Origin of the sequence: Micromonospora phaseoli, from assembly GCF_900109115.1 — a bacterium.
Lineage (GTDB): Bacteria > Actinomycetota > Actinomycetes > Mycobacteriales > Micromonosporaceae > Micromonospora > Micromonospora phaseoli.
The window spans coordinates 1-20,647 of sequence record NZ_FNYV01000020.1 but is presented as its reverse complement, the minus strand read 5'-3'; the positions used below and the strand labels follow the sequence as shown (position 1 = coordinate 20,647).

Annotated in this window: 23 protein-coding genes and 4 pseudogenes; 9 read left to right on the top strand and 18 right to left on the bottom strand. The window is 66.8% G+C overall.

Features of this window, described 5'->3' with window-relative positions; all coding sequences use genetic code 11:
• Nucleotides 1-86: 86 nt before the first annotated feature.
• From BMY89_RS28900 to BMY89_RS28880, 5 genes are all read right to left on the bottom strand, one after another.
• A complete protein-coding gene (locus tag BMY89_RS28900) occupies nucleotides 87-956 on the bottom strand; it encodes a hypothetical protein (protein WP_139218043.1) in 870 nt (289 codons plus the stop codon).
• 359 nt (nucleotides 957-1,315) lie between these two features.
• On the bottom strand, nucleotides 1,316-1,903 hold the full coding sequence (locus tag BMY89_RS28895; RefSeq protein ID WP_198414170.1) for a hypothetical protein: 588 nt from the start codon (nucleotides 1,901-1,903) through the stop codon (nucleotides 1,316-1,318).
• Between the two features lie 256 nt (nucleotides 1,904-2,159).
• Complete coding sequence (locus BMY89_RS28890) at nucleotides 2,160-2,597, bottom strand: DUF6228 family protein (RefSeq protein ID WP_269766899.1); 438 nt, start codon at nucleotides 2,595-2,597, stop codon at nucleotides 2,160-2,162.
• 154 nt (nucleotides 2,598-2,751) lie between these two features.
• Nucleotides 2,752-3,165, bottom strand: a complete 414-nt coding sequence (locus BMY89_RS28885; protein WP_092383587.1) for an ankyrin repeat domain-containing protein — start codon at nucleotides 3,163-3,165, stop codon at nucleotides 2,752-2,754.
• Between the two features lie 227 nt (nucleotides 3,166-3,392).
• Nucleotides 3,393-3,782 carry a hypothetical protein gene (locus BMY89_RS28880; protein WP_092383548.1) on the bottom strand — a complete coding sequence of 130 codons (390 nt, stop codon included), beginning with the start codon at nucleotides 3,780-3,782 and terminating at the stop codon, nucleotides 3,393-3,395.
• Nucleotides 3,783-3,815: 33 nt separating this feature from the next.
• Between BMY89_RS28880 and BMY89_RS30170 the strand changes: the two genes are divergently transcribed.
• The gene (locus BMY89_RS30170; RefSeq protein ID WP_139218041.1) at nucleotides 3,816-4,232 is read left to right on the top strand and encodes a DUF7919 family protein; all 417 of its coding nucleotides are present in this window, start codon (nucleotides 3,816-3,818) and stop codon (nucleotides 4,230-4,232) included.
• Nucleotides 4,233-4,434: 202 nt separating this feature from the next.
• Here the strand turns inward: BMY89_RS30170 and BMY89_RS28870 are convergent, their stop codons facing one another.
• The 4 genes from BMY89_RS28870 to BMY89_RS31415 all read right to left on the bottom strand — a co-directional run bounded on the left by BMY89_RS28870 (nucleotide 4,435) and on the right by BMY89_RS31415 (nucleotide 6,282).
• Nucleotides 4,435-4,779, bottom strand: coding sequence for a hypothetical protein (locus BMY89_RS28870; protein WP_092383544.1), 345 nt, complete (start codon nucleotides 4,777-4,779; stop codon nucleotides 4,435-4,437).
• Between the two features lie 135 nt (nucleotides 4,780-4,914).
• Nucleotides 4,915-5,430 (bottom strand): hypothetical protein, encoded by a 516-nt coding sequence (locus BMY89_RS28865; RefSeq protein ID WP_092383542.1) that lies wholly within the window; start codon nucleotides 5,428-5,430, stop codon nucleotides 4,915-4,917.
• Nucleotides 5,431-5,719: 289 nt separating this feature from the next.
• The gene (locus BMY89_RS28860; RefSeq protein ID WP_092383540.1) at nucleotides 5,720-5,926 is read right to left on the bottom strand and encodes a hypothetical protein; all 207 of its coding nucleotides are present in this window, start codon (nucleotides 5,924-5,926) and stop codon (nucleotides 5,720-5,722) included.
• Nucleotides 5,927-6,150: 224 nt separating this feature from the next.
• A complete protein-coding gene (locus BMY89_RS31415) occupies nucleotides 6,151-6,282 on the bottom strand; it encodes a hypothetical protein (RefSeq protein WP_269766898.1) in 132 nt (43 codons plus the stop codon).
• Here BMY89_RS31415 and BMY89_RS30630 point away from each other — a divergent pair.
• A pseudogene (locus tag BMY89_RS30630) lies at nucleotides 6,281-6,851 on the top strand (NADAR family protein). The gene BMY89_RS31415 and the pseudogene BMY89_RS30630 sit on opposite strands and share 2 nt — an antisense overlap.
• Nucleotides 6,852-6,966: 115 nt before the next feature.
• Nucleotides 6,967-7,179, top strand: a complete 213-nt coding sequence (locus BMY89_RS28845; protein WP_092383534.1) for a helix-hairpin-helix domain-containing protein — start codon at nucleotides 6,967-6,969, stop codon at nucleotides 7,177-7,179.
• A gap of 185 nt (nucleotides 7,180-7,364) precedes the next feature.
• On the opposite strand, the gene BMY89_RS28840 is transcribed toward BMY89_RS28845, so the two are convergent.
• Together BMY89_RS28840 and BMY89_RS28835 are read right to left on the bottom strand one after the other, a co-directional pair.
• Entirely contained in the window at nucleotides 7,365-7,955 is a 591-nt protein-coding gene (locus BMY89_RS28840) for a DinB family protein (protein ID WP_092383532.1), read from the bottom strand.
• 363 nt (nucleotides 7,956-8,318) lie between these two features.
• On the bottom strand, nucleotides 8,319-8,678 hold the full coding sequence (locus tag BMY89_RS28835; protein WP_139218040.1) for an effector-associated constant component EACC1: 360 nt from the start codon (nucleotides 8,676-8,678) through the stop codon (nucleotides 8,319-8,321).
• Nucleotides 8,679-8,767: 89 nt separating this feature from the next.
• Here BMY89_RS28835 and BMY89_RS28830 point away from each other — a divergent pair, with 89 nt between their 5' ends.
• Entirely contained in the window at nucleotides 8,768-10,987 is a 2,220-nt protein-coding gene (locus BMY89_RS28830; protein WP_092383528.1) for a TIR-like protein FxsC, read from the top strand.
• A 217-nt stretch (nucleotides 10,988-11,204) separates the two neighbouring features.
• Here BMY89_RS28830 and BMY89_RS28825 read toward each other — a convergent pair whose 3' ends face one another.
• Entirely contained in the window at nucleotides 11,205-11,681 is a 477-nt protein-coding gene (locus BMY89_RS28825; RefSeq protein ID WP_092383526.1) for a peptidoglycan-binding domain-containing protein, read from the bottom strand.
• A gap of 243 nt (nucleotides 11,682-11,924) precedes the next feature.
• On the opposite strand from BMY89_RS28825, the pseudogene BMY89_RS28820 reads away from it, so the two are divergent.
• A pseudogene (locus BMY89_RS28820) lies at nucleotides 11,925-12,630 on the top strand (IS5 family transposase).
• 17 nt (nucleotides 12,631-12,647) lie between these two features.
• On the opposite strand, the pseudogene BMY89_RS28815 reads toward BMY89_RS28820, so the two are convergent.
• Nucleotides 12,648-12,945, bottom strand: a pseudogene (locus BMY89_RS28815) (class I SAM-dependent methyltransferase); the annotation flags it as partial.
• Between the two features lie 298 nt (nucleotides 12,946-13,243).
• On the opposite strand from BMY89_RS28815, the gene BMY89_RS28810 reads away from it, so the two are divergent.
• Nucleotides 13,244-14,248, top strand: coding sequence for a DUF4394 domain-containing protein (locus BMY89_RS28810; RefSeq protein WP_092383585.1), 1,005 nt, complete (start codon nucleotides 13,244-13,246; stop codon nucleotides 14,246-14,248).
• A gap of 833 nt (nucleotides 14,249-15,081) precedes the next feature.
• Entirely contained in the window at nucleotides 15,082-15,849 is a 768-nt protein-coding gene (locus BMY89_RS28805) for a transposase (RefSeq protein WP_203980575.1), read from the top strand.
• Between the two features lie 27 nt (nucleotides 15,850-15,876).
• Here the strand turns inward: BMY89_RS28805 and BMY89_RS28800 are convergent.
• A pseudogene (locus BMY89_RS28800) lies at nucleotides 15,877-16,479 on the bottom strand (transposase); the annotation flags it as partial.
• Nucleotides 16,480-16,644: 165 nt separating this feature from the next.
• On the opposite strand from BMY89_RS28800, the gene BMY89_RS28795 reads away from it, so the two are divergent.
• Complete coding sequence (locus tag BMY89_RS28795) at nucleotides 16,645-17,007, top strand: YciI family protein (RefSeq protein WP_092383524.1); 363 nt, start codon at nucleotides 16,645-16,647, stop codon at nucleotides 17,005-17,007.
• A gap of 276 nt (nucleotides 17,008-17,283) precedes the next feature.
• On the opposite strand, the gene BMY89_RS28790 is transcribed toward BMY89_RS28795, so the two are convergent.
• The 3 genes from BMY89_RS28790 to BMY89_RS28780 form a co-directional block, all read right to left on the bottom strand.
• Nucleotides 17,284-17,931, bottom strand: a complete 648-nt coding sequence (locus BMY89_RS28790) for a protein kinase family protein (protein ID WP_092383522.1) — start codon at nucleotides 17,929-17,931, stop codon at nucleotides 17,284-17,286.
• Nucleotides 17,843-18,145, bottom strand: coding sequence for a hypothetical protein (locus BMY89_RS31215; protein ID WP_232521604.1), 303 nt, complete (start codon nucleotides 18,143-18,145; stop codon nucleotides 17,843-17,845). The genes BMY89_RS28790 and BMY89_RS31215 overlap by 89 nt, the downstream gene beginning before the upstream one ends.
• A gap of 300 nt (nucleotides 18,146-18,445) precedes the next feature.
• Nucleotides 18,446-19,378, bottom strand: coding sequence for an SMP-30/gluconolactonase/LRE family protein (locus BMY89_RS28780; RefSeq protein WP_092383518.1), 933 nt, complete (start codon nucleotides 19,376-19,378; stop codon nucleotides 18,446-18,448).
• Nucleotides 19,379-19,474: 96 nt separating this feature from the next.
• On the opposite strand from BMY89_RS28780, the gene BMY89_RS28775 reads away from it, so the two are divergent.
• Nucleotides 19,475-19,945 (top strand): Lrp/AsnC family transcriptional regulator, encoded by a 471-nt coding sequence (locus tag BMY89_RS28775; protein ID WP_092383516.1) that lies wholly within the window; start codon nucleotides 19,475-19,477, stop codon nucleotides 19,943-19,945.
• Nucleotides 19,946-20,122: 177 nt separating this feature from the next.
• Here the strand turns inward: BMY89_RS28775 and BMY89_RS30160 are convergent, their stop codons facing one another.
• The gene (locus tag BMY89_RS30160) at nucleotides 20,123-20,392 is read right to left on the bottom strand and encodes a hypothetical protein (RefSeq protein ID WP_139218039.1); all 270 of its coding nucleotides are present in this window, start codon (nucleotides 20,390-20,392) and stop codon (nucleotides 20,123-20,125) included.
• Nucleotides 20,393-20,647 lie beyond the last annotated feature (255 nt).

The window sequence follows — 20,647 nt, the reverse complement described above, 5'->3', positions numbered from 1 at the left end:
TCACGGTACGTGACACAGCGGCACCGGTGCTGGGTGCGCGGTCGTGCTGACGTGTGGGCGCGGGGGTCGGGTCTGGCTGGGGGCAGTCACCGCAGGCGGCGTTCGCGTAGCCGGGCGAGCCGGTCCGGTGGCAGGCAGTCGGCCAGGTTCCGTTCCAGGTCGACCAGCTCAAGGTCGACCGGGTACACCACGAAGTCGTCGGTGACTGGCAGCATGTTTGACCAGTCGCGGTGGTTGAGCTGAGCCGCCACTGCGCACAACAGTCGGCGGCCTGCCTCGGATCCGGCGGCGGCATCGAGGTCGTCGGCGTCGAGCAGGGCGAGTTCCTGTCGTACAAGCCTTACCGATCCTGCGCCGTCGAGGTCGACGTCGGCCCTGGCCCCGAAGTCGGCCGGCGACCATGCTGCCTGGGCGTCAATCGCCGCCAACGCGGCGCGCTCCTCCTCAGTGGCCCCGTGGACCTCGAAGGACAGCGCGTCCGATCGGTCGTAGCTCAGCGCGACGCAGGCGGCGGGACCGTCGACCGCCAAGCGCGCCACAGCGTCCGGGATCAGCATGATGAGTGCGTCCTTGATGCTCCGGCACGCCGCTTCGAGGTCGAACCCGGCTGGCGGCCGCTCATAGCGCACCTCGGACCGGCGGCCCATGACCTCGACGACGCGGACCAGGCCGCGGTCGTCGTGTTCCGCCGTCAGCACCGAAGGCGCCCGGCTGTCGTGCTCGATCTCGACGCGGCTGATCTGCCCATCGGTGTATGCGTACGCCTCCCGTCCCGAGCCGCGCCGCGCGACCGTGTCGGCTGAGCGCATCAACCCGTCCACGAAACGGTACTCGTGCAGGTAGATGGGCCCGTCCGTATCGAAACGCGCCGCCTCGACCACGTCGCCGTCGTGGCAGACGAACGTCTCGTAGTACAGGCGGCCGTGAAGAGAGCCGCTGTACTCCTCGATCACCACCGCGCGGGCCTCGACGTCGAACCCGATGCGCAGGACATCCCGATCCACCGGTGGCCTGGCGTCCAACCGGCGGCCGGCCTTGAGCAGATCCCGTTCGAAGTGCAACGGACGAAGATCAAGGCCGGGCCAGGTATACCAGTCCCAGCGCCCGACGAGCGCGGTCGCCGCTTTCTTCCGGGAGTCGTACTCGCTAGCGAGCTGGGCGAATCGCGCTGCAAGATCGGACATTTTCGGGATCCTACTGGTCGACCTGCCGCCGTTGCCTACATCCGGATTTGCCGCGACCCGAGCGCTCCGATCGAGATGCTGTCGGTTCGGTCGAGTGCGGAGCCGGCCCGGGTTCAGTAAGAGGGTCGGAATTAGGACTCGTGGCTGGGGCGGGGTACGCGTTCTTCCGGCCGCTCGTACGATGCGGCAGGTCGGTCATCCGCTGCCGGCCGACGTATTTGGCCGCGGAGACGGTCGATCGATCGTAGGACTTCGGTTCGGTGGTTGGCTTTCTTGATCCAGGCGGGAAGGCGGCCCAGCATGCTCGACGCTGCTCCGACGCGTTCGCGCACGTCGGCGGCGACGTAGGACTGGAGCACGTCGAGATGGCTGGCGTTGTACGCCCAGAGCAGCTGTCCGCAGCAGGGCGTCTGCAGCCAGAGAGGCCGGCCGAAGAATGGGTCTTTGGGGCCGCCGAGGGCAACGCCGATCAGCGCCCCGCCGCTGCTCTGGGTTTGGGGGGTGACCCAGTCTCGGTTAGCGCCGCATTGGCTGCAGACCAGCCGCCGGGGCCGGAACCACAACTCGCTGTAATAGCGAAGCGCGGGCAGGCCGGGGCGTGGGACGACTGCGGCCTGCCCGCCGCAGGCCGGGCACACGACATAGACAAGGTCGGTGTACGCGATCAGTGATCGACCAGGATCGAAGAATCGTTCGCCGCGAACGTCGTTGGTCACCACGACTCGATCGTGGTGTACACGTCGGTGACCTGTCCATCCGGTTTGAAGATTCGGCCGAGGCTGCCGCGACCGGTTCTTGTCGCTGGTTAACTCCTCGCCGAGGATGGCCCGGACCTTCAACAGCTTCATCAGCAACGGCCAGCCCATATCCGCCCATGCCGCCGATCGTGCCCGGCACCAGCGAGAGCCATCACTCGTCGCGAGCGGCCGTGCGCTGATGTTCGAAAGTAACAGTCGATCGTGCGGCCCAGGCGTGCTACGAGACCAACTCGGTGAGTTCGGCGACGAGGCGTCGCATGTCCTCGCCGCTGTCGAGGGTCACCACGACGGATGCCTCCCAGGCCTCCGGTTCGTAGCCTCGGGGACCTCGGATGGCGAAACGGAGGCTGACATGCCCGCGTCCGTCGTGCGTCGCGTCGATGCGGAGGTCATGGTCGAGTGACTGCCAGCTACGCAGGCCGTCCCAGCCGTAGAACGACTCGGCCAGCGAGTCCGCCCAGGCCACGATCCCGTCACCGTTGAGCGTCCGGACCGAGGTCGCAGCGTTGACGCCGGCATCGTCCAACTCACATCGAAGGTCGAGCACCAGGTCATCCCAAGGTCTGTGGGGACTACGAAGGCGTACGGATCCTCGGCCCGGTTCGGCCGTGATCTCGATACCGTCATCCAACTGCCTGAGCACGAGGCAGAGCATGCCAGTGATGCGAGTCGACCTCGCGCTGAATTCCGGCCGGCAGTCGCTCACCAGGATCACTCTGCCGCCGTCCGTGCACCAGGAGCGGGCTACAAGCCCAGCAGCCGAAGCACCGAAGCGCTGCAGTCGCCTGGGCTCGCAGCCTCCTCGCCACTCATCTGGCGCCTGCGGCTTTGAGTAGTGCTTGCGTCTCGGCGTGGTTGTTTCGCACGGCCCATTCGAGGGGCGACAGCCCGTTGCCGTGGTCTTCGCGGAGGTTCGGATCCGCGCCCCGGGCAAGGAGTTCACGGACGACATCGGTATGCCCCCACGCTGCGGCTCCCGTCAAGGGTGTCCCCTCCTCGCCGCGCCCGCTCTCGACGTTCGGGTCCGCCCCGGCGTCAAGGAGGATCCGCACCGCCGCGCGCTTGTTCTGCAGCGCGGCCAGGTAGAGAGGAGTGCTGCCGTCACGATCCGCCGCGTTCGGGTCTGCCCCCGCGCGCAACAGCGCACGCACCGCCGGAAGATCATCACCCAGCAGCGAAGTCATCAGACGGGCGATGAGCTTCTTGCGCTGCCGGACCTTCACCAGCACCAGAATAGGCCGTCCGGTTCACCACGAGCAGTCCAGCGCACGGCTCCTGGGCATCCGGTCATGCCGCAAAGCGCGCCGTCTCCGCCGCGCTCAGATGTGCCACGGCGCGCTGGACGTACCCAGGCGCCGGAATTACGCGTTCGTCAAGTCGTGCACCTGCAGCGTCGACGGCCAGTCCCGCTGCCGGCGCAACTGCGCCTGGTCGAGCGCGGACACGGCAACTACGTAGCTGCGTACCCCGCCAAGCCGAACTTCAGGGAGTGGCGGGCTTGCTGGAGCTGTGCCTCGCCTGCTTCGCGCATCAGCCATGCGCTTACGACCGATTGCGCCATGCCGGGTGGCCGGGGTGTGTCGGAGGCAATTGCTTCGTCACCGCTTCCATACTCCAGGGCAAGGCCGGTGACCCATCGGGCGCAGGTGCCGGACGCATCGAGAACGGTGCATGTGTGCACGGCCTCGATACCCCCGCCGGCCAGGGCGCGGATGATCTTGGACTCCTTGGGGCCGACTTCCTCGGGCACGATTGCCACAACCCGGTCCCGCCATCCACAGAACTGGCTGGCGGCCCCGGTGCTCGCGGCTTTGACGATGAGCGCGTATACGTAGGGCACGGTAGGCCCGTGCCTGACTGCGATGATTGACGCGTGACGCACATCCCGGACCTGGCGCCCTATGACTACTACCCGGGCGCCCCGGACGCCATTGCCATTGGTTGGCTGGATTCGAGCATGCCCTTTACTACAGGAGCCTGCCCGCGAGACGTTCGAGATCGCTTGGTGAGCCTCGGCGCCACACCAGTACGGCTCATGCGTGGGTACCACTACTGCCAGTTTTGCCTGCCAGCGGTCGAGCCTCAACGCGTGGTTCGGGCCGACATTCGGCTCTACGAAGCTCCCGATGTTGCGCGCGGCAACGGCGAGATCTGGCTCACCGGAGTGGACGGGACGAACTTCGCTGCACCGGTGCTGATCGGCCACTACGTTGAAGAGCATCGCTACCTGCCACCTGATGGCTTCATCGAGGCGGTTCGGACCGGTGTCCCCACCCCCGGCGTCGCATAGTGAGGATTTGGCTTCCGCTGCACTCGGCTGGCAAGCAGGCCCTCAAGCGCTGCCGATAACCGCGTAGCCGTCTGCGTCTCGGGCGGGGTCGGCCCCCCCGATCGTCTTGTCAGGCTCAGTGCGGTCAGCTCAGCGGGACATTCGCCTCGCCGCAATCGTCGCGCGGAGGGCTACCGGATCTGCCGCCGGTTGGACGCGCTGGTTAGGCATTCTGCTCGTCAAACGGCTCGTCACTCCACCGCCACCACGCTTCGTTGCCATCGATGTGGAGAAGGAACTCCGGAACCTCCTGGCCATCCGGGTACCGAAGCGTCACGGCGTTCCGGACGGCCTCGTACGCGTGCTCCCAGGACTCGACGTCCTCATCGATGCCATCGAGCAGCCGCAGTTCCTCGACGAAGAGCGGCCGAACCTCCGCCAGCCCTTCCCTCGGGTCGACACGAGCGTACAACCACGGGAAGTCGCCACCATTCACCACGAGATCAGCAAGCACCCCGCCGTCGTCGCTTCGGTGCAGCGTCCAAGCGCCGCCGTGATGATCATTCATGATGACGACATTAACGGTCGCAGAAGCTTCCCTGCTGACCTACCCGGCCTCGCCACTGGTCGCACCTCGGCCAGCAGATGCACGCTTTGTCGGGAACCGATTGCTACCGGATGCCGCGCCTTTCGTCCATGCTCGTCAGTAGGCCCAGGGCGATGGGCCTTGCTTCAAGACGTGCACGCCGAGGTCTGCGTCGGTCGGCCACATCGTGAGTTGGTACTCCAGATGGTCCCCGACACCGTCCAGATCGCACCTAACCGGCCGGCGGTCCGTCTGCGCGTAGACCACCCGAACCCGGTATCGACCTGCCGGCAGCGGCACAGGTTCACCCTCGTTCGGAAGCTCCGTGGCACCGGTCACTGCCATCCTCCCTGAGGGCAACAGAATGTCTGCTTCGACGACGTGGTCGAAGGCGTCGAGAGATTCAACCTCGGGAGGCGTGTTCATCAGCGCCACCGTCACCGGTACGTGGTCGTAGCGGGCCGTTCCCACCACGATGCAGTGACGCTCTACAGCGATGCGCCAGGTGTCCTCGGCCCGGTCCCAGGTGTCTCCGTCAAAGAAGTCCTCGGTCGCCTCCGCGTCCGAGATGACGAAGGCCAGATGATCGGCGTAGGGCTCAAGACGGCGAACGACCTCACGATCATCAGCCACGGCTGAACGCTACCAAGATCGGCACGGAGCGCGAAGGCGCTCCGGGTGAGTCGGGCCGCATCCGGATCTCCCCGCGAGTCACGCACTACCCGACGGTCACGGCCCGTTTGGAGGCCGACGCGGGCTCCTGCCGAGTCGAGTGTGCTGTTGCAGCAGCGCCGGGACTAGCCGTGCCCTCAGGGTCACCGAGTGGCTGGCCCTGAACGTCCTGCAACGAACCTGCGGCTGCGGCTAGACGCCGGTAGCAGCCACAGGTACTGAACACGGCCGCGACCAGGAGGTCCGAAGATCAGCCGCTTCGACGGTTGCCATACTGGCGAGGAGTCTGCACCGTGCCGGAACGGCCGTGGGCGCGGCTCGCGGTACCCCCGATGTGGTTGGCGGTGGCCTTGCCCTTGGACCGGCGTGCCGCCCGGTTCTCGAAGGGCTGCGGCTGCTCCTCGGTTCCCGCTTCGGCGTCAGCGGTGGGATCGGCGTCGCTGGTGGGGTCGGTCATCGGTGTCTCCTCGTGCTGTTCAGGACCGGGCTATCCGCTGCGAATCTGGAAGCACGGCTGCCGCGATACGCAGACGGTAGCGCGCAGGCCGACCCGGTTCGGAACCGACTGCCCGGGTAAACCATCCAGTCACGCCAGAGCCCTCGCCAGGGTGATCCAACAACGACGCCGTCCAAGCATCCCGATCTGCCGCCGAGCCTGTGCGCTGGCCTGTCGAGCGGCCGTCACTGTCCGTGCAGCTGCTCAGGCACTTCGTCGGCGGTGAAGTCCGGGCTGGCGTCGAGGCCGGCGGCGATCTGAGCCGGCGGGTAAGCATGTGGTGTGCTGAGGTCCTGGTCGCGCACACTGGCGATCATGTTGGCTTCATGTCGGAGCGTCACGGATCTGGTCGCCGCATATGCGCGGGGAGAGCGGATCAAGCTCCTGTTCTTCTGGGGGCACAATCCGGAGCGCGACGGCGGCGTCGGCGCCGGATGCTTGAGCCAGTGGTGGCCATCGCCTTTCATGGTCGACGGGGTCGTGTTCGCGACCGCCGAGCACTACATGATGTGGCGCAAAGCCCACCCTGTTCGGTGATGATGCGATGGTCGAGCGGGTACTCACCGCGCCGCACCCCCACGCGGCCAAGACGCTCGGTGGCCGGGTTGCCGGCTTCGATCAACAGACCTGGGACGAGCACCGCTTCGACATCGTCGTAGCCGGCAACCTGGCCGAGTTCGGACAGCACGCAGCACTGCGCACGTTCCTGCTCGCTACCGGACGACGGGTTCTCGTCGAGGCCAGCCCGGTGGACCGGATCTGGGGCATCGGGCTGACTCGAGACGACCCCGCCGCCGCCGATCCGGCTCGGTGGCGAGGCCTCAACCTGCTCGGGTTCGCGCTCATGCAAGTGCGCGACGTCCTTCACGAGGAATCGGAGCGGTAATCGTCGCTGGGCACCGCGTTCACGGTTTTGCCGCCGACCGGGCACCATGCTCGTGGCGAGGCGTCACGATTGTCCGGGTTCGCGGATCGGCGGCCTGCCGGACTATCGTGATCGTGTGAGTACTCCCGATGTGCCCGCGCAGATTGGTGACCTGCCGCCGATCGGGCGACCAGCCAGTAGCGCCTTGCTCGAAGCCGGCATAACGACGCTTGCGCACGTGGCCGCCCACAGCCGCCGCGACCTACTATCCCTGCACGGGGTCGGGCCGAAGGCGGTCACCATCCTGGCCACCGCGCTGGCCGAGCATGGCCTGGCCTTTGCCGACTGACGGCAATGGGCCGCATGCCAGCCGGGCTTTGAAGCCTCTCAACAGCAGGCTCCGACACCGCCTCGGTTCACTCTTCTGCCGCGAAGCGCTCGTCACCGACGGTGACCTCAGCGCCGGCCGTCGGCGTTCGGACGTGCCGATGTGCGGATGCCGACCTCAACGCCTGTATCGACGGTACCGGGTGGCTAATCGAACCGGTCAGCGAGCTTCGTCAGCTTGGTGACGTACGCCGGCCAGTCATAGTCGTGGGGGACGCCAGAGTTCTCCCGCCGCAAGCCGATCGCCCGGTCGTGCTGTTCGCGCATGATGTCGGCGTGACCGGCGTGACGGGCGAGGTCGGTGGTCACGTGGATGATGATCCTGTGCAGCGTCACGTCCTGTTCGCCTGGGCGCCACCACGGCACCCGCCCTGGCGCGTCGAGGGGTAGCTGTTCGATCGTCTGATCCGCGAACACCCCGACACGGCGATACAGGTCGATCAGCCCATCCTTCGTCTCGCCCTCCCGCGCGTACCAGTCTGCCTGCGGGTCCTCCTCGAACGCCTCCATGGGGACCAGTTCCTCAGGCATCGGGAACTCATGCCCGAAGGTAGGCCCGAAGTAGCCGGCTTCGACATTGAGGGAGTGCTTGAGGACTCCCAGCAGGTTGTTGCCGGTCGCGGTGCGGGGCAGTCTGGCCTCGCGTTCGCTCAGCCCGTCGAGCTTCCAGATCAGGTTATCGCGAGTCGCCTTGAGGTAGTGGTGCAGCGCAGCCTTCGGGTCGCCCAGATCAGCCATGCCTGCCAGTCTTCCCTATCCGCCCGAGCCATTCGTGCGAGGTGTTGCCTGCAAGATCAGCCCCCGGCTGGACGGGCCGGCATACGCACCTGCCGCCGAGTGCCAGCTGTCCGTTGGCAGCGGCCTCCCGCGCTTCCGGAACGAAAAGACCGAACAGCAGAGGAAACCCGGGGACCCGAAACGAGGACAGGTTCGGTTCGCGTTGTCAGCACCGAGGCGGCACCGGAGGTAGCCGCGAATCGTCGCGAGGACCTGCGCGAGCCGGCGGTACGCCGCCCGGACGACAGCTCCAGCGACTGCGGCTGGGGTGACAGTGGCTGCGGCTCCGACACTGTCGGCCGCAGCGGCGGGAGTGACCGTCGGCTACTCGAACCGTTCGAGGGCCTGGCGGACCGTCTCGCCGGAGATGTTCTCGCCCTCGATCGTGGCGGTGATCCGCTGCTCGCCGTCGCCGTCGGTGACAACCTTCGTCAGGGTGATCGAGCGCCGTTTGTCCCGGCTCAGCCACAGATGGAAGACCCGGACCGCGGCGGCGAGCACAGCCGGCCCGGTCAGCGTCATGACCAGGTCGCTCCACTGCCCCTTGGTGCCGGGCGTTTCGGTCGGCACCTCTTCGGCCGCTGCCCGGAGTGCGCGGGCATTGCGCAAGTCCGCGTCGAACTCCGCCAATGCAGCCGAAACCGCCGAATGATGGCTGGGAAGTCCCGCGATGTCGAACGTCACCCGCACCGTTGTCACGCGCGCTCCTTATCTGCGGCCGCATCGACACGATAACCTATCCGCACAAGGCCGGACTATCGTGAGGACCACTTGTGTATCGTGCGCTGCTGGTATGCAATTCGGTCTACGAGGCGGACACATCGTCGCTGGCCACGCTGCGCGGCCCGAGTACCGACGGCCCACTGCTGCGGCACGCCCTTGTGGATCCCCGTACCGGCATGTTCGACGAGCGCAACGTCGACGTACGGATGGACCTGCCGGCACACGAGCTGCTCGACGCGGCCAGCCAGTTCTTCGCCGACAGCGGCCAGGACGACACGCTCTTGTTCTATTTCAGCGGCCACGCCCGCAGCCGGCACAATTCGCTGTTTCTGTGCTGCCGCAACACGGTCGCCGGCCGGCTCGCGGGCACGGCCGTGTCAAACATTTCCCTCGGTCAGATGATCACCGATGCCGCCGCCCGGACGAAAATCGTGCTCCTCGATTGTTGCGAGGCCGGCGCCTGGAAGGGCGCATTTCCGGAATCGGCCGAATTCGGTGAGGGCAGCTTCCTCATAGCAGCGTGCCCGCCGAGCGGCGCGGCCGCCGACGCCGAACGCACCGGCATGCCGAGCCCGTTCACGCAGGCGCTAATCGACGGACTCCGGCACGACGCGACGGCCAGCGGGCCAACCGGCCACGTGGACCTGGAGGACCTGTACGCGTACGTGGCGAAACGGCTCAAGCACCGCATCACGCCGCACCGGAAGTTCGACGGCAATGGCCACATCCCCATCGCCCGGCGCCCCGCGCAGCCGGCCGCCGCCGCGGTACGGGCGACGCGGGCGCCGGCGGCCGAACCGCCGCCGCGGCCGTTCATCGACGAGACGACCACCGACACCGGGATCAACTCCGACCGGGTGGCGAGATTCCGCGCGGACCTGCGGCCGGAGATCACTGGCCGGATGCCGGAACAGCTCACTACGGTGGAGTTCCTGCAACGGGCGAACCTGCTGCGACACGGCCGGCTGACCCGGGCGGGTGCGCTGCTGTTCGGCGACGACCCGACCGCCGTGGTGCCGACCGCGGTCGTGCAGTGCACGCAGGTGCACGGGCTCGACAAGACCGCGCTGATGGACGCGCAGCCGCCGTTCGCCGGGTCGGTCCCGGAGCAGATCGTGCATGCCCGCGACTTCGTCGCCAAGCTGGTCCACCGCGGCGAGGAACCCACCGAGGACGACGCTCGCGCCCAGCCGTTCTACGACTACCCGATGATCGCCGTCCGCGAGATCATCGCCAATGCGCTGGTGCACCGGGACTACGAGCACGCGCAGAGCTGCGTGCACGTACGGGTCTACGCCGACCGGATCGAGGTGGTCAACCCGGGGTCGTGGCAGGGCGCCGAGTTGTCTCCGGACGTCCGGCGTGCCCTCGGTGACCTCGCCTCGGAGTCCCGCCGCCCCAACTTTCGGCTCGCGCACATCTTGACCTGGGTAAAGGTCGTGGAGGGCGAGGGCTCGGGAATCCCCCGCGCGCTGAGCGAGTGCCGCCGCATCGGCGCGCCCGAGCCGACCGTGTCGTTCTCCGGCGGGATGGTGATCGTGACGCTGTACCCCCGCGAGCCGGACACGTCCCTGATCGTCAGCCCGACCGCCGCTGCCCGCACCGAGCCCCGGCGGGTGGCGGCCGACCCGCCCGCCGCACACCGGATGCTGACCCCGGTGTTCTACCTGAGCTACGCCCGGGCACAGCAGTCCAGACGGCCCGCCGCGCCGAGGGCCGAGGCCAGCCGGCACGTGCCGCAGTTCTTCGACGACCTGTCGATGAACGTCAACGAGCTCCTGGGACTGCCGGGCGGCGAGGTGGCCGGCTACGTCGATCTGACCTTGGACGGCGGCGAGCGCTGGCAGGATCAAGTGCTGCACGCGGTCGGAACCTGCCAGGTTTTCATCAGCCTGCTCAGCCCCTCGTACTTTGCTAGCAGATGGTGCGCGATGGAGTGGGACGCCTTCGCCCGGCGGCGGACCACAGACCGGCGCAGCGGCGCGCCAGTGCCCTCGACCGGGTTCCTGCCGCTGTCCTGGGTACCGACGTCAAAGGCGATACCGCAGCCGATCGCCGAGATCAACACATTCGGCGCAGCTCTCGACCCGGAGGTGCGGCGTCACTACCAGGCGGAGGGGCTCTACGGCCTCATGACGATGCGCCTCGACCACGAATACGCTCAGGTCGTGTGGCGGGTCGCCATGCAGATCGCCCAGATGTGCCAGGAGCAGACGGTCGAACCCGATGTGCCGCTGACCGCCTACGACTTGAAGGACACCTTCTCCTGACGGATCGTACGGCCGTTCCCGTTCGGGACCATGGCTGAAGTTCCACGCTGAGCCGTCGTGCGTAGTGGGCTCGGCAGGATTTGGGCTGGTGCCGACGTCGCCACAGTGACCAATGCGGACGCTGCCGCGGTAGCCTCCGCCATCGCCTCTCGCCTGGCGGGTGCCCGGCCAGCGACGGTCGAGGGAGTTCTACGACCGTCGCTGACCCGGGCGGTGCTCAGCCGTAGAAGCTGCGGCAAGGTGTGGTCACGAAGTTCCCAGATAGGAACGGGAACGCTAGAAAGTCCGCCGTCTGGGGGCCATAGACGCCGTCAGCCGAGATGCCCTCTCGCCTCTGGGCCCGGACCAGGGCGGCCTTGGTGAGGGAACCGAAATCCCCGTCCAGGGTCAGTCGCTCTTGGTAGCACATGTTCAGGGCCTGCTGCAGGGCTCGCACCGCACGCCCCACACCACCGCTAGGACCGTCTCCCTGTCGCATCAAGCAGCCTCGTACATCGACCCCGGACGACGCGGTGTTGATGGGAACCGATAGCTTTACGCCCCACTTGGCAGACCACCAGTAGGTCTGCCCGTTGCACGCCGGAGTGGCCGCTGCCGCCGGGCTGGCGGCGACCAGCACCCCACCGGCAGCCAACGCCAGGACTGTGGTGACGACGGCCACGCCTCTGCGGATCTTGCCTCCCGCACTGCTCATCTGTGCACTCCCCGCTGTAGACAGTTATTCCGACCCTTCTCAGCTCACTGTGAGGGGTATCTGCAAGGTGGCGCGGACGCGGCACATCGCGGGCTTGTCCGGCTGCTCTTTCATGCCTGGCCGGCGGGCTAGGGCGTGTCTCCTGGATCTTGGGGCGGAGTTCGACTATCCACGTCTGTCGTGGATGGACGCTTTGAGTTGACCGAGGTCGAGTACGCGCGGATCGCGCCGTTGCTGCCGGTGATGACTCCGCGGTGGGGTGGGCGGTGGCGTGATCACCGGCAGGTGATCAACGGGATCGTGTTCCGGGTGCGGACCGGGGTGCCCTGGCGAGGGATCTGGACTGGCACGGCAACGCCGATTCCACGATCGTGCGTGCCCATCGGCACGCCGCAGGTGCGCTTAATGGGGGCTGAGCAGTAGTGACGCAGCGCGACGGGAAGGACTCGGCAAGTCGCGTGGCGGGTGGACCACGAAGATCCACACGATCGGGGACGGGCGGGGCCGGAACCTGACCAGTCACCTGACCCCGGGCCAGGCCTCCGACACCCGCCAACTGGTGTGGCTGCTCGACGACGTGGCCGTGACCCGCCCCGGCGCAATCGGCCGCCCGCGCGAACGCCTCGATTCCCTCTCGGCGGACAAGGCGTACAGCTCACGTGGCAACCGCCGTTCGCTGCGGGCCCGGCGCATCCCGCACGACATCCCCGTGAAGGACGACCAGAAAGCCAACCGGGCTCGGAGAGGATCACGCGGTGGTCGTCCGCCCACGTTCCGCCCGCACCGCTACCGGCAGCACAACACCAACGAACGGCTGATGAACCGGCGTAAGCAGTTCCGCGCCGTGGCCACCAGGTAGGACAAGCTCGCCTGCCGCTACCGGGCCACCGTGCAGATCGCCGACATCCTCATCTGGCTACGCGCGAAACTGGACCGCCCCAAACCATGATCCAGGAGACGCGGCCTAGATAGGTCCAGGGCCGTCACGTCGGCACCCTGCCCGTCGAGCCACCGGGAGCCAACTGCCGCGCCGCAGCCTAGCTCCAGCACTCGCGCGCCCTTCACGTTACCGAGTAGTCGGACGTCCGCTTCGCGCACACCTTCGGGGCACCAGACTAGATCGACATCCCCGAGGAACGATCCGTGCGCCTCCTGGTAGCTGTCAGCGTCCGCGTCCCACCAATGACGGCTCGCCGTCCTGTTCTCGATCTCGGAGACAGGCCGGCGTGTGACGACGGACTCGGCGGATGGCGGGCGCTCCCATCCTGATAACGGTACGGATCAAGGCAGTCTCGGTGGTGAGCGGTCTGCCGGCCAAGTGCTTTGAGGTGCTTCGGATGGATCACGCTGCGATCGGCATGCGAGCGAGCCGAGTCTTCTGTCTGGCTTGTGTCGAGCGGCGAAGGGCTGATGAATCTCGGTGTTTCGGCTGTTCAGGGATACTTTCAGCCCAACGGGTTCACCGTCACTCGTTGTCACCCTGTGACCGTCTACGAGCTGCTTTCATGTTGCTGGGACCGATCGGAGGCTTTCGGTTTATCCGTGTCAGAAAGGTGCTGGACATGAAGTATCCGCTCAACAGGGGTGTGTTGCTCGCTGGCCTGTCGGTCGCTGTCGGCGTCGGGGCGTTCGCCGGTCCGGCCGTCGCGGATGGCGGGTCCTGGGACGACGGGAAGCACGACCGCGACAAGTCGTGTCACTCCTCCTACGGCAGTGATGGGGACAAAGAACACGGGTCGAGGTACGACGACGAGAGCGGCTACTGGTCGCAGTACGACGACGAAAACCGCCACTGGTCGAAGTACGAGCGGAAGGGCGGACGGGACGGGCTGAAGGGGATCGGGTTGACCGACGACCAGAAGCTGATCAAGTTCGACGTCGAGAAGCCGTGGGACGCCTGCGTCATCGGCCGGGTGTGGCTGGAGGACGACGAGGAACTCGTCGGTATCGACTACCGCGTGCAGAATGGCCGGCTCTACGGTGTCGGTGACGAGGGCGGCGTCTACCTGATCTCCGCGCGCGACGCGAGGGCCACTGAGGTCAGCCAGCTCAGCGTCCCGCTCAAGGGCCGCTACTTTGGCGTGGACTTCAACCCGGCTGCGGACCGGCTGCGGGTCATCAGCGACCAGGGCCAGAACCTGCGCCACAATCTCAACGACGACACCACCGTCGTGGACGGCACGCTGACCTACCCGCCGTCGACCGATGCCGCGAAGGGTGTCACCGGGGCGGCGTACACCAACAACGACCTCGACCCGGACACCGCCACGACACTGTTCGACATCGACACCAACCTCGACCAGGTCGCGGTGCAGTCCCCGGCCAACGCCGGGCAGCTCGCCGCCACCGGCAAGCTCGGCGTCGACGCCGGAATCTGGGCCGGCTTCGACATCTACAGCAGCATCCGCGACGACAAGACCGTCTACAACAAGGGCTACGCCGTTCTCCAGGTCGACTATGACAGCAAGCTCTACAAGATCAACATGCTGACCGGCGAGGCCGACAAGCAGGGCACCTTCGGCGACCACACCGTCGTTGACATCGCACTCCCACTGGACCAGCACTGATCCTCGACAACGCGCGCATGACGGGCGAAGGGGAGACCGGAACGCACCCGGCCTCCCCTTCGCCTCCGTCCCGGTTCGGGTGGTGTATGCCAGCCACGCTATGCCAAGTTCTCCCAGGGACCCGAACCGGTGGCGACGTAGGTCCGCAGTTCGTCGATCTCGTCGGAGCGGTGGGCGGCGGGACGGCGGAAAGCAGGTCACTCACGCCGAGTCCGACTACGCGCACGTCGTGGCGTAGTCGCTTGATCGCGTCCAGCGCGAAGGCCACTCCACCGGGCCGTGTCGCCGTGGGTCACCATGGCTCGCCCGTAGTGGATCCTGGCGTCTGCGAGCCAGACCGGTACCGGGCGCAACACGGGCTCGGCTTCGGTGAAGGCTCGTTCGGCCTCCTTCATCGATCCGATGCGGCACTCAAGGTAACTGTGGAAGGATGCCGTGCGCTGGATCGGGCCGGCGACCTTCGAGACGTCGGAGTCGGGCAGTTCATCGGCCACGCGGCGCATGCCCGTGACCGCGCTGCGGCCGTCGGTCAGGTTGCCCGTGAGGGCGTGAACGTGCACCAGGGCGGAGTACGCCTCCAGAGCGCCTAGTACTCCAGCCGCACTTGCCTGATCTAACGTTTCAGCAGCTCACGGGGATGATCTACGTCGGAGTTGCGGCGGCCGTGTAGCTGCGGATGTCGATGCTATCCGGCAGAGGGGCAAGCGGTCGCACCGGACCGGTTCCATCTCTGGCAGAACCTGGGCCAGGCGGTCGAGAAGACCGTCAACGCTTATCGGTCCCGGCTCGTCGCTCCGGCACCCCCGCCAGCGCACGACACCATGCCCGCCTAGGTGCAGCCGCTACCCGAGAAGAAGATCGTGACCCGCCTGCGCGAACACCACGGCGCTGTTCACGAACTCGCCGCACAAGGACTGAACAAGTCCGCGATCGGCCGCAAGCTCGGCCTGCACCAGGCCACGGTTCGCAAGTACCTCAACGCCGCCAGTGTCGCCGAGTTGACCGCCGTCACCGAGCAACGCGCGCACCTAGTCGACGACCACGTCGCCTACCTGCACCAGCGCTGGAACGAAGGAGAACGCAACGCCACGCAGCTGTTCCGAGAAATCAAACAGCAGGGTTATCCCGGCGGAGAACTGGCCGTCCAGCGTTACCTACGCCGCTTCCGCAAAGGCCTCGGCCACGCCCCGCACCCCGGCCCGAAACCGCCATCGGTGCGTCAAGTCACCTCGTGGATCATGACTCACCCTGACCATCTCGACGCCCGCGACGCGACCAAGCTTCACGAGCTGCGCAGCCGGGATGGGGACATTAACCGGCTGGTCAAGCACGTGCGAGACTTCGCGGTCATGATGACCGGTCACCACGGCGACCGCCTCGAGGTGTGGATCACCACGGTCGAAGTCGACACCCTCACGCCGTTGGCTGGGTTCGCCCGCAACCTGCGCCGCGATTTCGACGCCGTCCGCAACGGCCTGACCTTGCCGCACAGCTCCGGCGCGGTCGAAGGCAACATCAACCGCCTCAAGATGATCAAACGGCAGATGTTCGGCCGCGCCGGCCTCGACCTGCTCCGCAAACGCGTCGTCCTCGCGCACTGATCTGCTTCACACAACCGGCGACAGAGCCCGGGTCTTCACGTGCACCGCGTCGAGGAAGATCACCGGGTAGACCGGATCGAGGGCCCGGTTCTGCCACTCGGTCATCCCGTCGACGACCTTGTCGGTGATCGTGGAGATCGTCTGCCGGGACACGTCCGCGCCATACACCTCCGCGAGGTGGGCCTGGATCTCCCCGGTCGTCAATCCCTTGGCCGACAAGGAGATCACCATGTCCTCGACCCCGGACAACCGACGCTGACGCTTACGCACAATCTGCGGCTCGAACGTGCCGTCGCGGTCGCGGGGCACCTCGATCTGCACCGGCCCGACCTCGGTCAGCACCGTCTTGCCCCGCACCCCGTTGCGGGAGTTCTGACCGTTGTTCCCTGCTGGGTCGCCCTTGTCATAGCCCAGGTGGTCGGTGATCTCACCGTCGAGAGCGGCTTCCAGGACCCGCTTGGTCAACTGCTGCAGCAGCCCGCCCTCGCCGGTGAGCCGCAGACCCGCCGCACGGGCCTGCTCCACCACCTGGGCGACGAGTTGATCGTTGACCCCGTCTCCCACCGGCCGCGCCGGTCCACGCTTCGCCACCTGGCCAGTATCGACCTCAGTGATCACGACATCCGTCATCAGGTGCTGCTCCTTGATCAGGAGTTACACCGTTCGTTTTACAGTCCCGAGGGCCGGTTGACCGGTTGGCAGGAATCAGGCTGGAGAGTGTCGGATCTGGCGGATCGCGTTCGTAGCGTACGCAGGGACGGACGGCGGGTCCGGGGACGATCAGAGGGAGCGGACATGGCTGAGTACCTCATCTACTTCAATCAGCAGTGGGTGGGTGACCACACCGAGGAGTGGTTCCGTGAGCGCGGTCCACTCGCCAGGGCGGTTGTTGATGAGATCAAGGCCGCCGAGGCGTTCGTTTTCGCCGGTGGCCTGGAGGAGGAGGACGGCCCAGTCTTCACCGCCGACGCCACGAGCGGTGCGATGGTCTTCACCGACGGGCCCTATGTCGAGAGCAAGGAGTTCCTGGGTGGCCTGACCATCGTGGACGTGCCGGATGAGGCGACCGCGCGGATGTGGGCCGGCAGAATCGCGGAGGCCTGCGGCTGGCCGCAGGAGGTTCGCCGGTTCAAGCCGCGGCGCGTTTTGCAGGGATGAGATCGTCACTCTCGGCTGAGGCTTGAGCCGAGGCGTGGCCGGCACCGGGGCCAGGTCGCTGCGGTGGTATCGGCGAGGATTCGATCCGGCACGGGGGCGGCCGGAGAGGTGCTGCCCCCGGAGCCGGCCGACGAAAGCGCTTCGCCGTCGTCTAGCCGCAGGTGGCGCATTGTGTAGCGTGACGTCGGTGTCCCGAGGGGCGTCCCGGATGTGCCCGGTGCGAGTGCGTAGTTGCCGTATTCAACCGGCCCGATCCGTAGTGATTTCTTTGCCGGGTTACTGGGCGTGAAGGTCGCCGTCGAACAAGCGCGAGCAGAAGTCGTTCATCCGGGCGGCGGCGGGGGCATGTCTGGCGATGATCTCCCCAACGGGCGGCGGCAGGTCTGGTGGGATATCACCGGCCGCGCATCGGCGCACAAAGTGGTTGCGGGCGACGGGACGGCTGCCGGCCGGAACGGGCTTACCGCATACGGAGGTGACCAGCCAGTTCACCAGTCGCATGGAAGCGTAGTCTGCATCGTGACCGGCGTTGCGGGTAGCGAAGTCGTGCTCGGCGTCCGACAGGTCGAAGTGCGGTGAGGTGGCGAGACCGAAGTCGACGAGGTAGAGCCGGGCGTCGTCGGCCCGGATGTTGCCGAAGTGCCCGTCCAAGTGCAGCAGCTCGCGGTTACGCAGGAACGCCACCATCTCGAATAGCTGCCGCTCGACCGTCGCGGCTCTGCCGACCGGGTCGCTCAGCCAGCGAGGCAGCCCGTCGGGGAGATGTTCGAGGAGCAGCACCAGGCTCGCGGTGGCGTCCGCCAGCGCTTCGAACCGCGCACGCACGGCCTGGTTGTCACCGAACTGTGCGACGACGGCGTTGATGTCGAGGTGCTCGGCCGCGACCGGTGGGCGGCCGGGCAGCGCCCGCCAGTGGTGCAGCAACGGGAACGATTCCGTCTCGCCGGCGAGGTGCGACGTCGTGCAGTCGGGTGGCTGCCTCGACCATGTCCGGCGATGCGACGGTGACCTCGGGTCGTAGTACGGCCTCGGTTAACTGTCCGGTCCCAGCGTCTTCGATCATTACGCCAGCGGCCCGGTCAAGGTATCCGGTGACGACCACGCCGGCGTCGGTGCATGCGTGTAGGTAGGACAGCATGTGGCACTCAGAGAGTGCGGCGAGGAGAAGTTGTTCCGGGTTCCATCGGGCCTTGTCGCCTCGGAACGCCGGGTCGGAGCTGCCGGCGATCGGGGCGGGGCCGGCCGTGCTCACCTCGTGGTCGCGGCCGTAGTCGCGGTAGCCGCTGGTGCCCGTGCCGCGGTTGCCGGTCCAGGTGACGACTGTGGAATATTGGTGCAGTCGTGCTCAGCCTTCCTGGTCGGTGCTGTCGTGCGCATCTAAGACGTGTTCGCGAGCGATGCGCTCGGCGTCGTTGTGGCCCCGCTCGATCGCGGCGGCTCACCGCCCTTCGCTGTCGGCGGATCGAGGGTAGCGGGCGCCGTTGAAGGTGACCCGCAGCGTGTACACGGAGCGCCCGGCGGTGATGTACAGCTGGTTGCGTTTCGGTCCGCCGAAGGTGAGATTGGCGACCGGTTCGGGCAGCAGCAACTTCCCGATCAGGGTGCCGTCGGGGTCGAAGCAGTGCACGCCGTCCCACGCCGCGACCCACAGCCGACCGGTGTCGTCGATGCGCAGGCCGTCGAAGCGCCCGTTGTCACACTCGGCGAAGATCTTGCCGCCGCTGAGGGCCCCGTCGGCGGTTACGTCGAAGACACGGATGTGGCTGGGCTCCTGCCGGGTGTCGGCGATGAACAGCTGCTGTTCGTTCGGTGAGAAGGCTAGGCCATTGGGGCGGCAGAAGTCGTCGGCGACCACACGCAGGTCGCCGGTGGCGGGGTCGAGCCGGAACACATAGCACGAGCCGCCGAACTCGGGCTCGGCCTTGTTTCCCTCGTAGTCGCTGTAGATGCCGTAGATCGGGTCGGTGAACCAGATCGTGCCGTCGAACCGCACCGCGACGTCATTGGGGCTGTTGAGCTGCTTGCCGTCGTAGCGGTCTGCCAGCACGGTGACCGTGCTGTCGTGCTCGGTGCGGGTCACCCGCCGGTTTCCCTGCTCGCAAGTGATCAGCCGGCCCTGCCGGTCAATGGTGTTGCCGTTGGCGTAGCCCGAGGGTTGGCGGAACACGCCGACCGCACCGGTGGTCTCGTCCCAGCGCAGCAGCCGATCGTTGGGGATGTCGCTCCACACCAGATAGCGGCCGGCCGCGAAGTATGCCGGGCCTTCCGTCTTGCGGGCGCCATCGTGCAGGACTTCCAAGACAAAGTCACCGTCGATGTACCGGAACCTCTCATCCAGCAGCTGGAACTCCGCAGGGACAGTGTCAGACATTCGGCCCTCCATCCGGAACGGTGTTCTGATGAAGAGCATGATTGCCGAAACTGATATGGTCAACTTGTTCACCGTCCAGATCACGATGGGCACCTGATGGTTGACGGTATTGACCGGGCCCTGTTGACTCAGCTGCAGCACGACGCGACCCAGTCCTACGCCGCCTTGGGCGCGGCGGTTGGCCTGTCCGCAGGCTCGGCACACGAACGCGTGCGCAAGCTGCGCGAGCGAGGCGTGATTCGCCGCACCACCGTCGACGTCGACCCCGCCGCCGTCGGCCGTGGCGTGCTCGCCTTCGTGATGCTCGGCGCCAATGCGTGGATGGGCGACGCTGCCACCCGTGACGCGCTCGCGGCCCTACCCGAGATTCAGGAGGCGCACATCATCGCCGGCGCGGCGAGCGTGCTGGTGAAGATCCGCACCGCCACTACCGAAGACCTGCAAGCCGTCCTGAGGCGCCTCTTCGCGATCGACGGAGTTACCAGCACTCAGACCATCGTCGTGCTGGAGTCATTCTTCGAACGTCCTATCAACGTCCACGACCAGTGTCCCGACGGCCAAAAGTAGTCCGCGGTGCCTAGACAGAGCGCACTCCACCTACTCAAAGATCGGATGCGCGCTCATCGGCAAGACTGCGCGCCCAGCACGACCTCGCGCCCGTCACGCAAGGTGACGCGCGGATCGCGGCAGAAGAGTGCGTCTCGGCGATCTGCATGGTGGACCAATGCCGGTCGTTGCTGTCGGCTAGCTTGTGGCGTCCGGCCAAGGATCGTCGAGGCGCCCGGCGGCGATCGCGCGGCGGGACTGTGCGTTGTTGCAGTATTGCAGGGGGATTACCGACAACGGCAGACGCCGCCCGGTCGACCGAGAACGCGCTCGCACCGGTCGAACGAAGCGACGCGGGCCCGGGCCGGTCGCGATCCACTCCGCCAGCAAAGTTTCCACCTCGCCGAACGGATGCTCGATCATCACAAGCACATCGTCGACATCTAACGACTCCCCGGCACCATCCATCAATCGACGATACGGCTGAGGCAGTAACCACGCAGTGCCCTCGGCGGCAGATGCGTGCGCCTTCCTGACCTTGGGGTTGATGTGCGGCCGGCGGGTCCGCCGATGTCGATCACGTCGGCTCGCGAATCTGTGCGTCGTACGGCTCCTGGCACGTTCGGTATCGACAGGTGGAAGCGATCTCACCAATACACGACACGGTCACATCCACAGCACGCCATCGTCCTCGTGCTCGCGTACGCGAAACGCGATCATCCG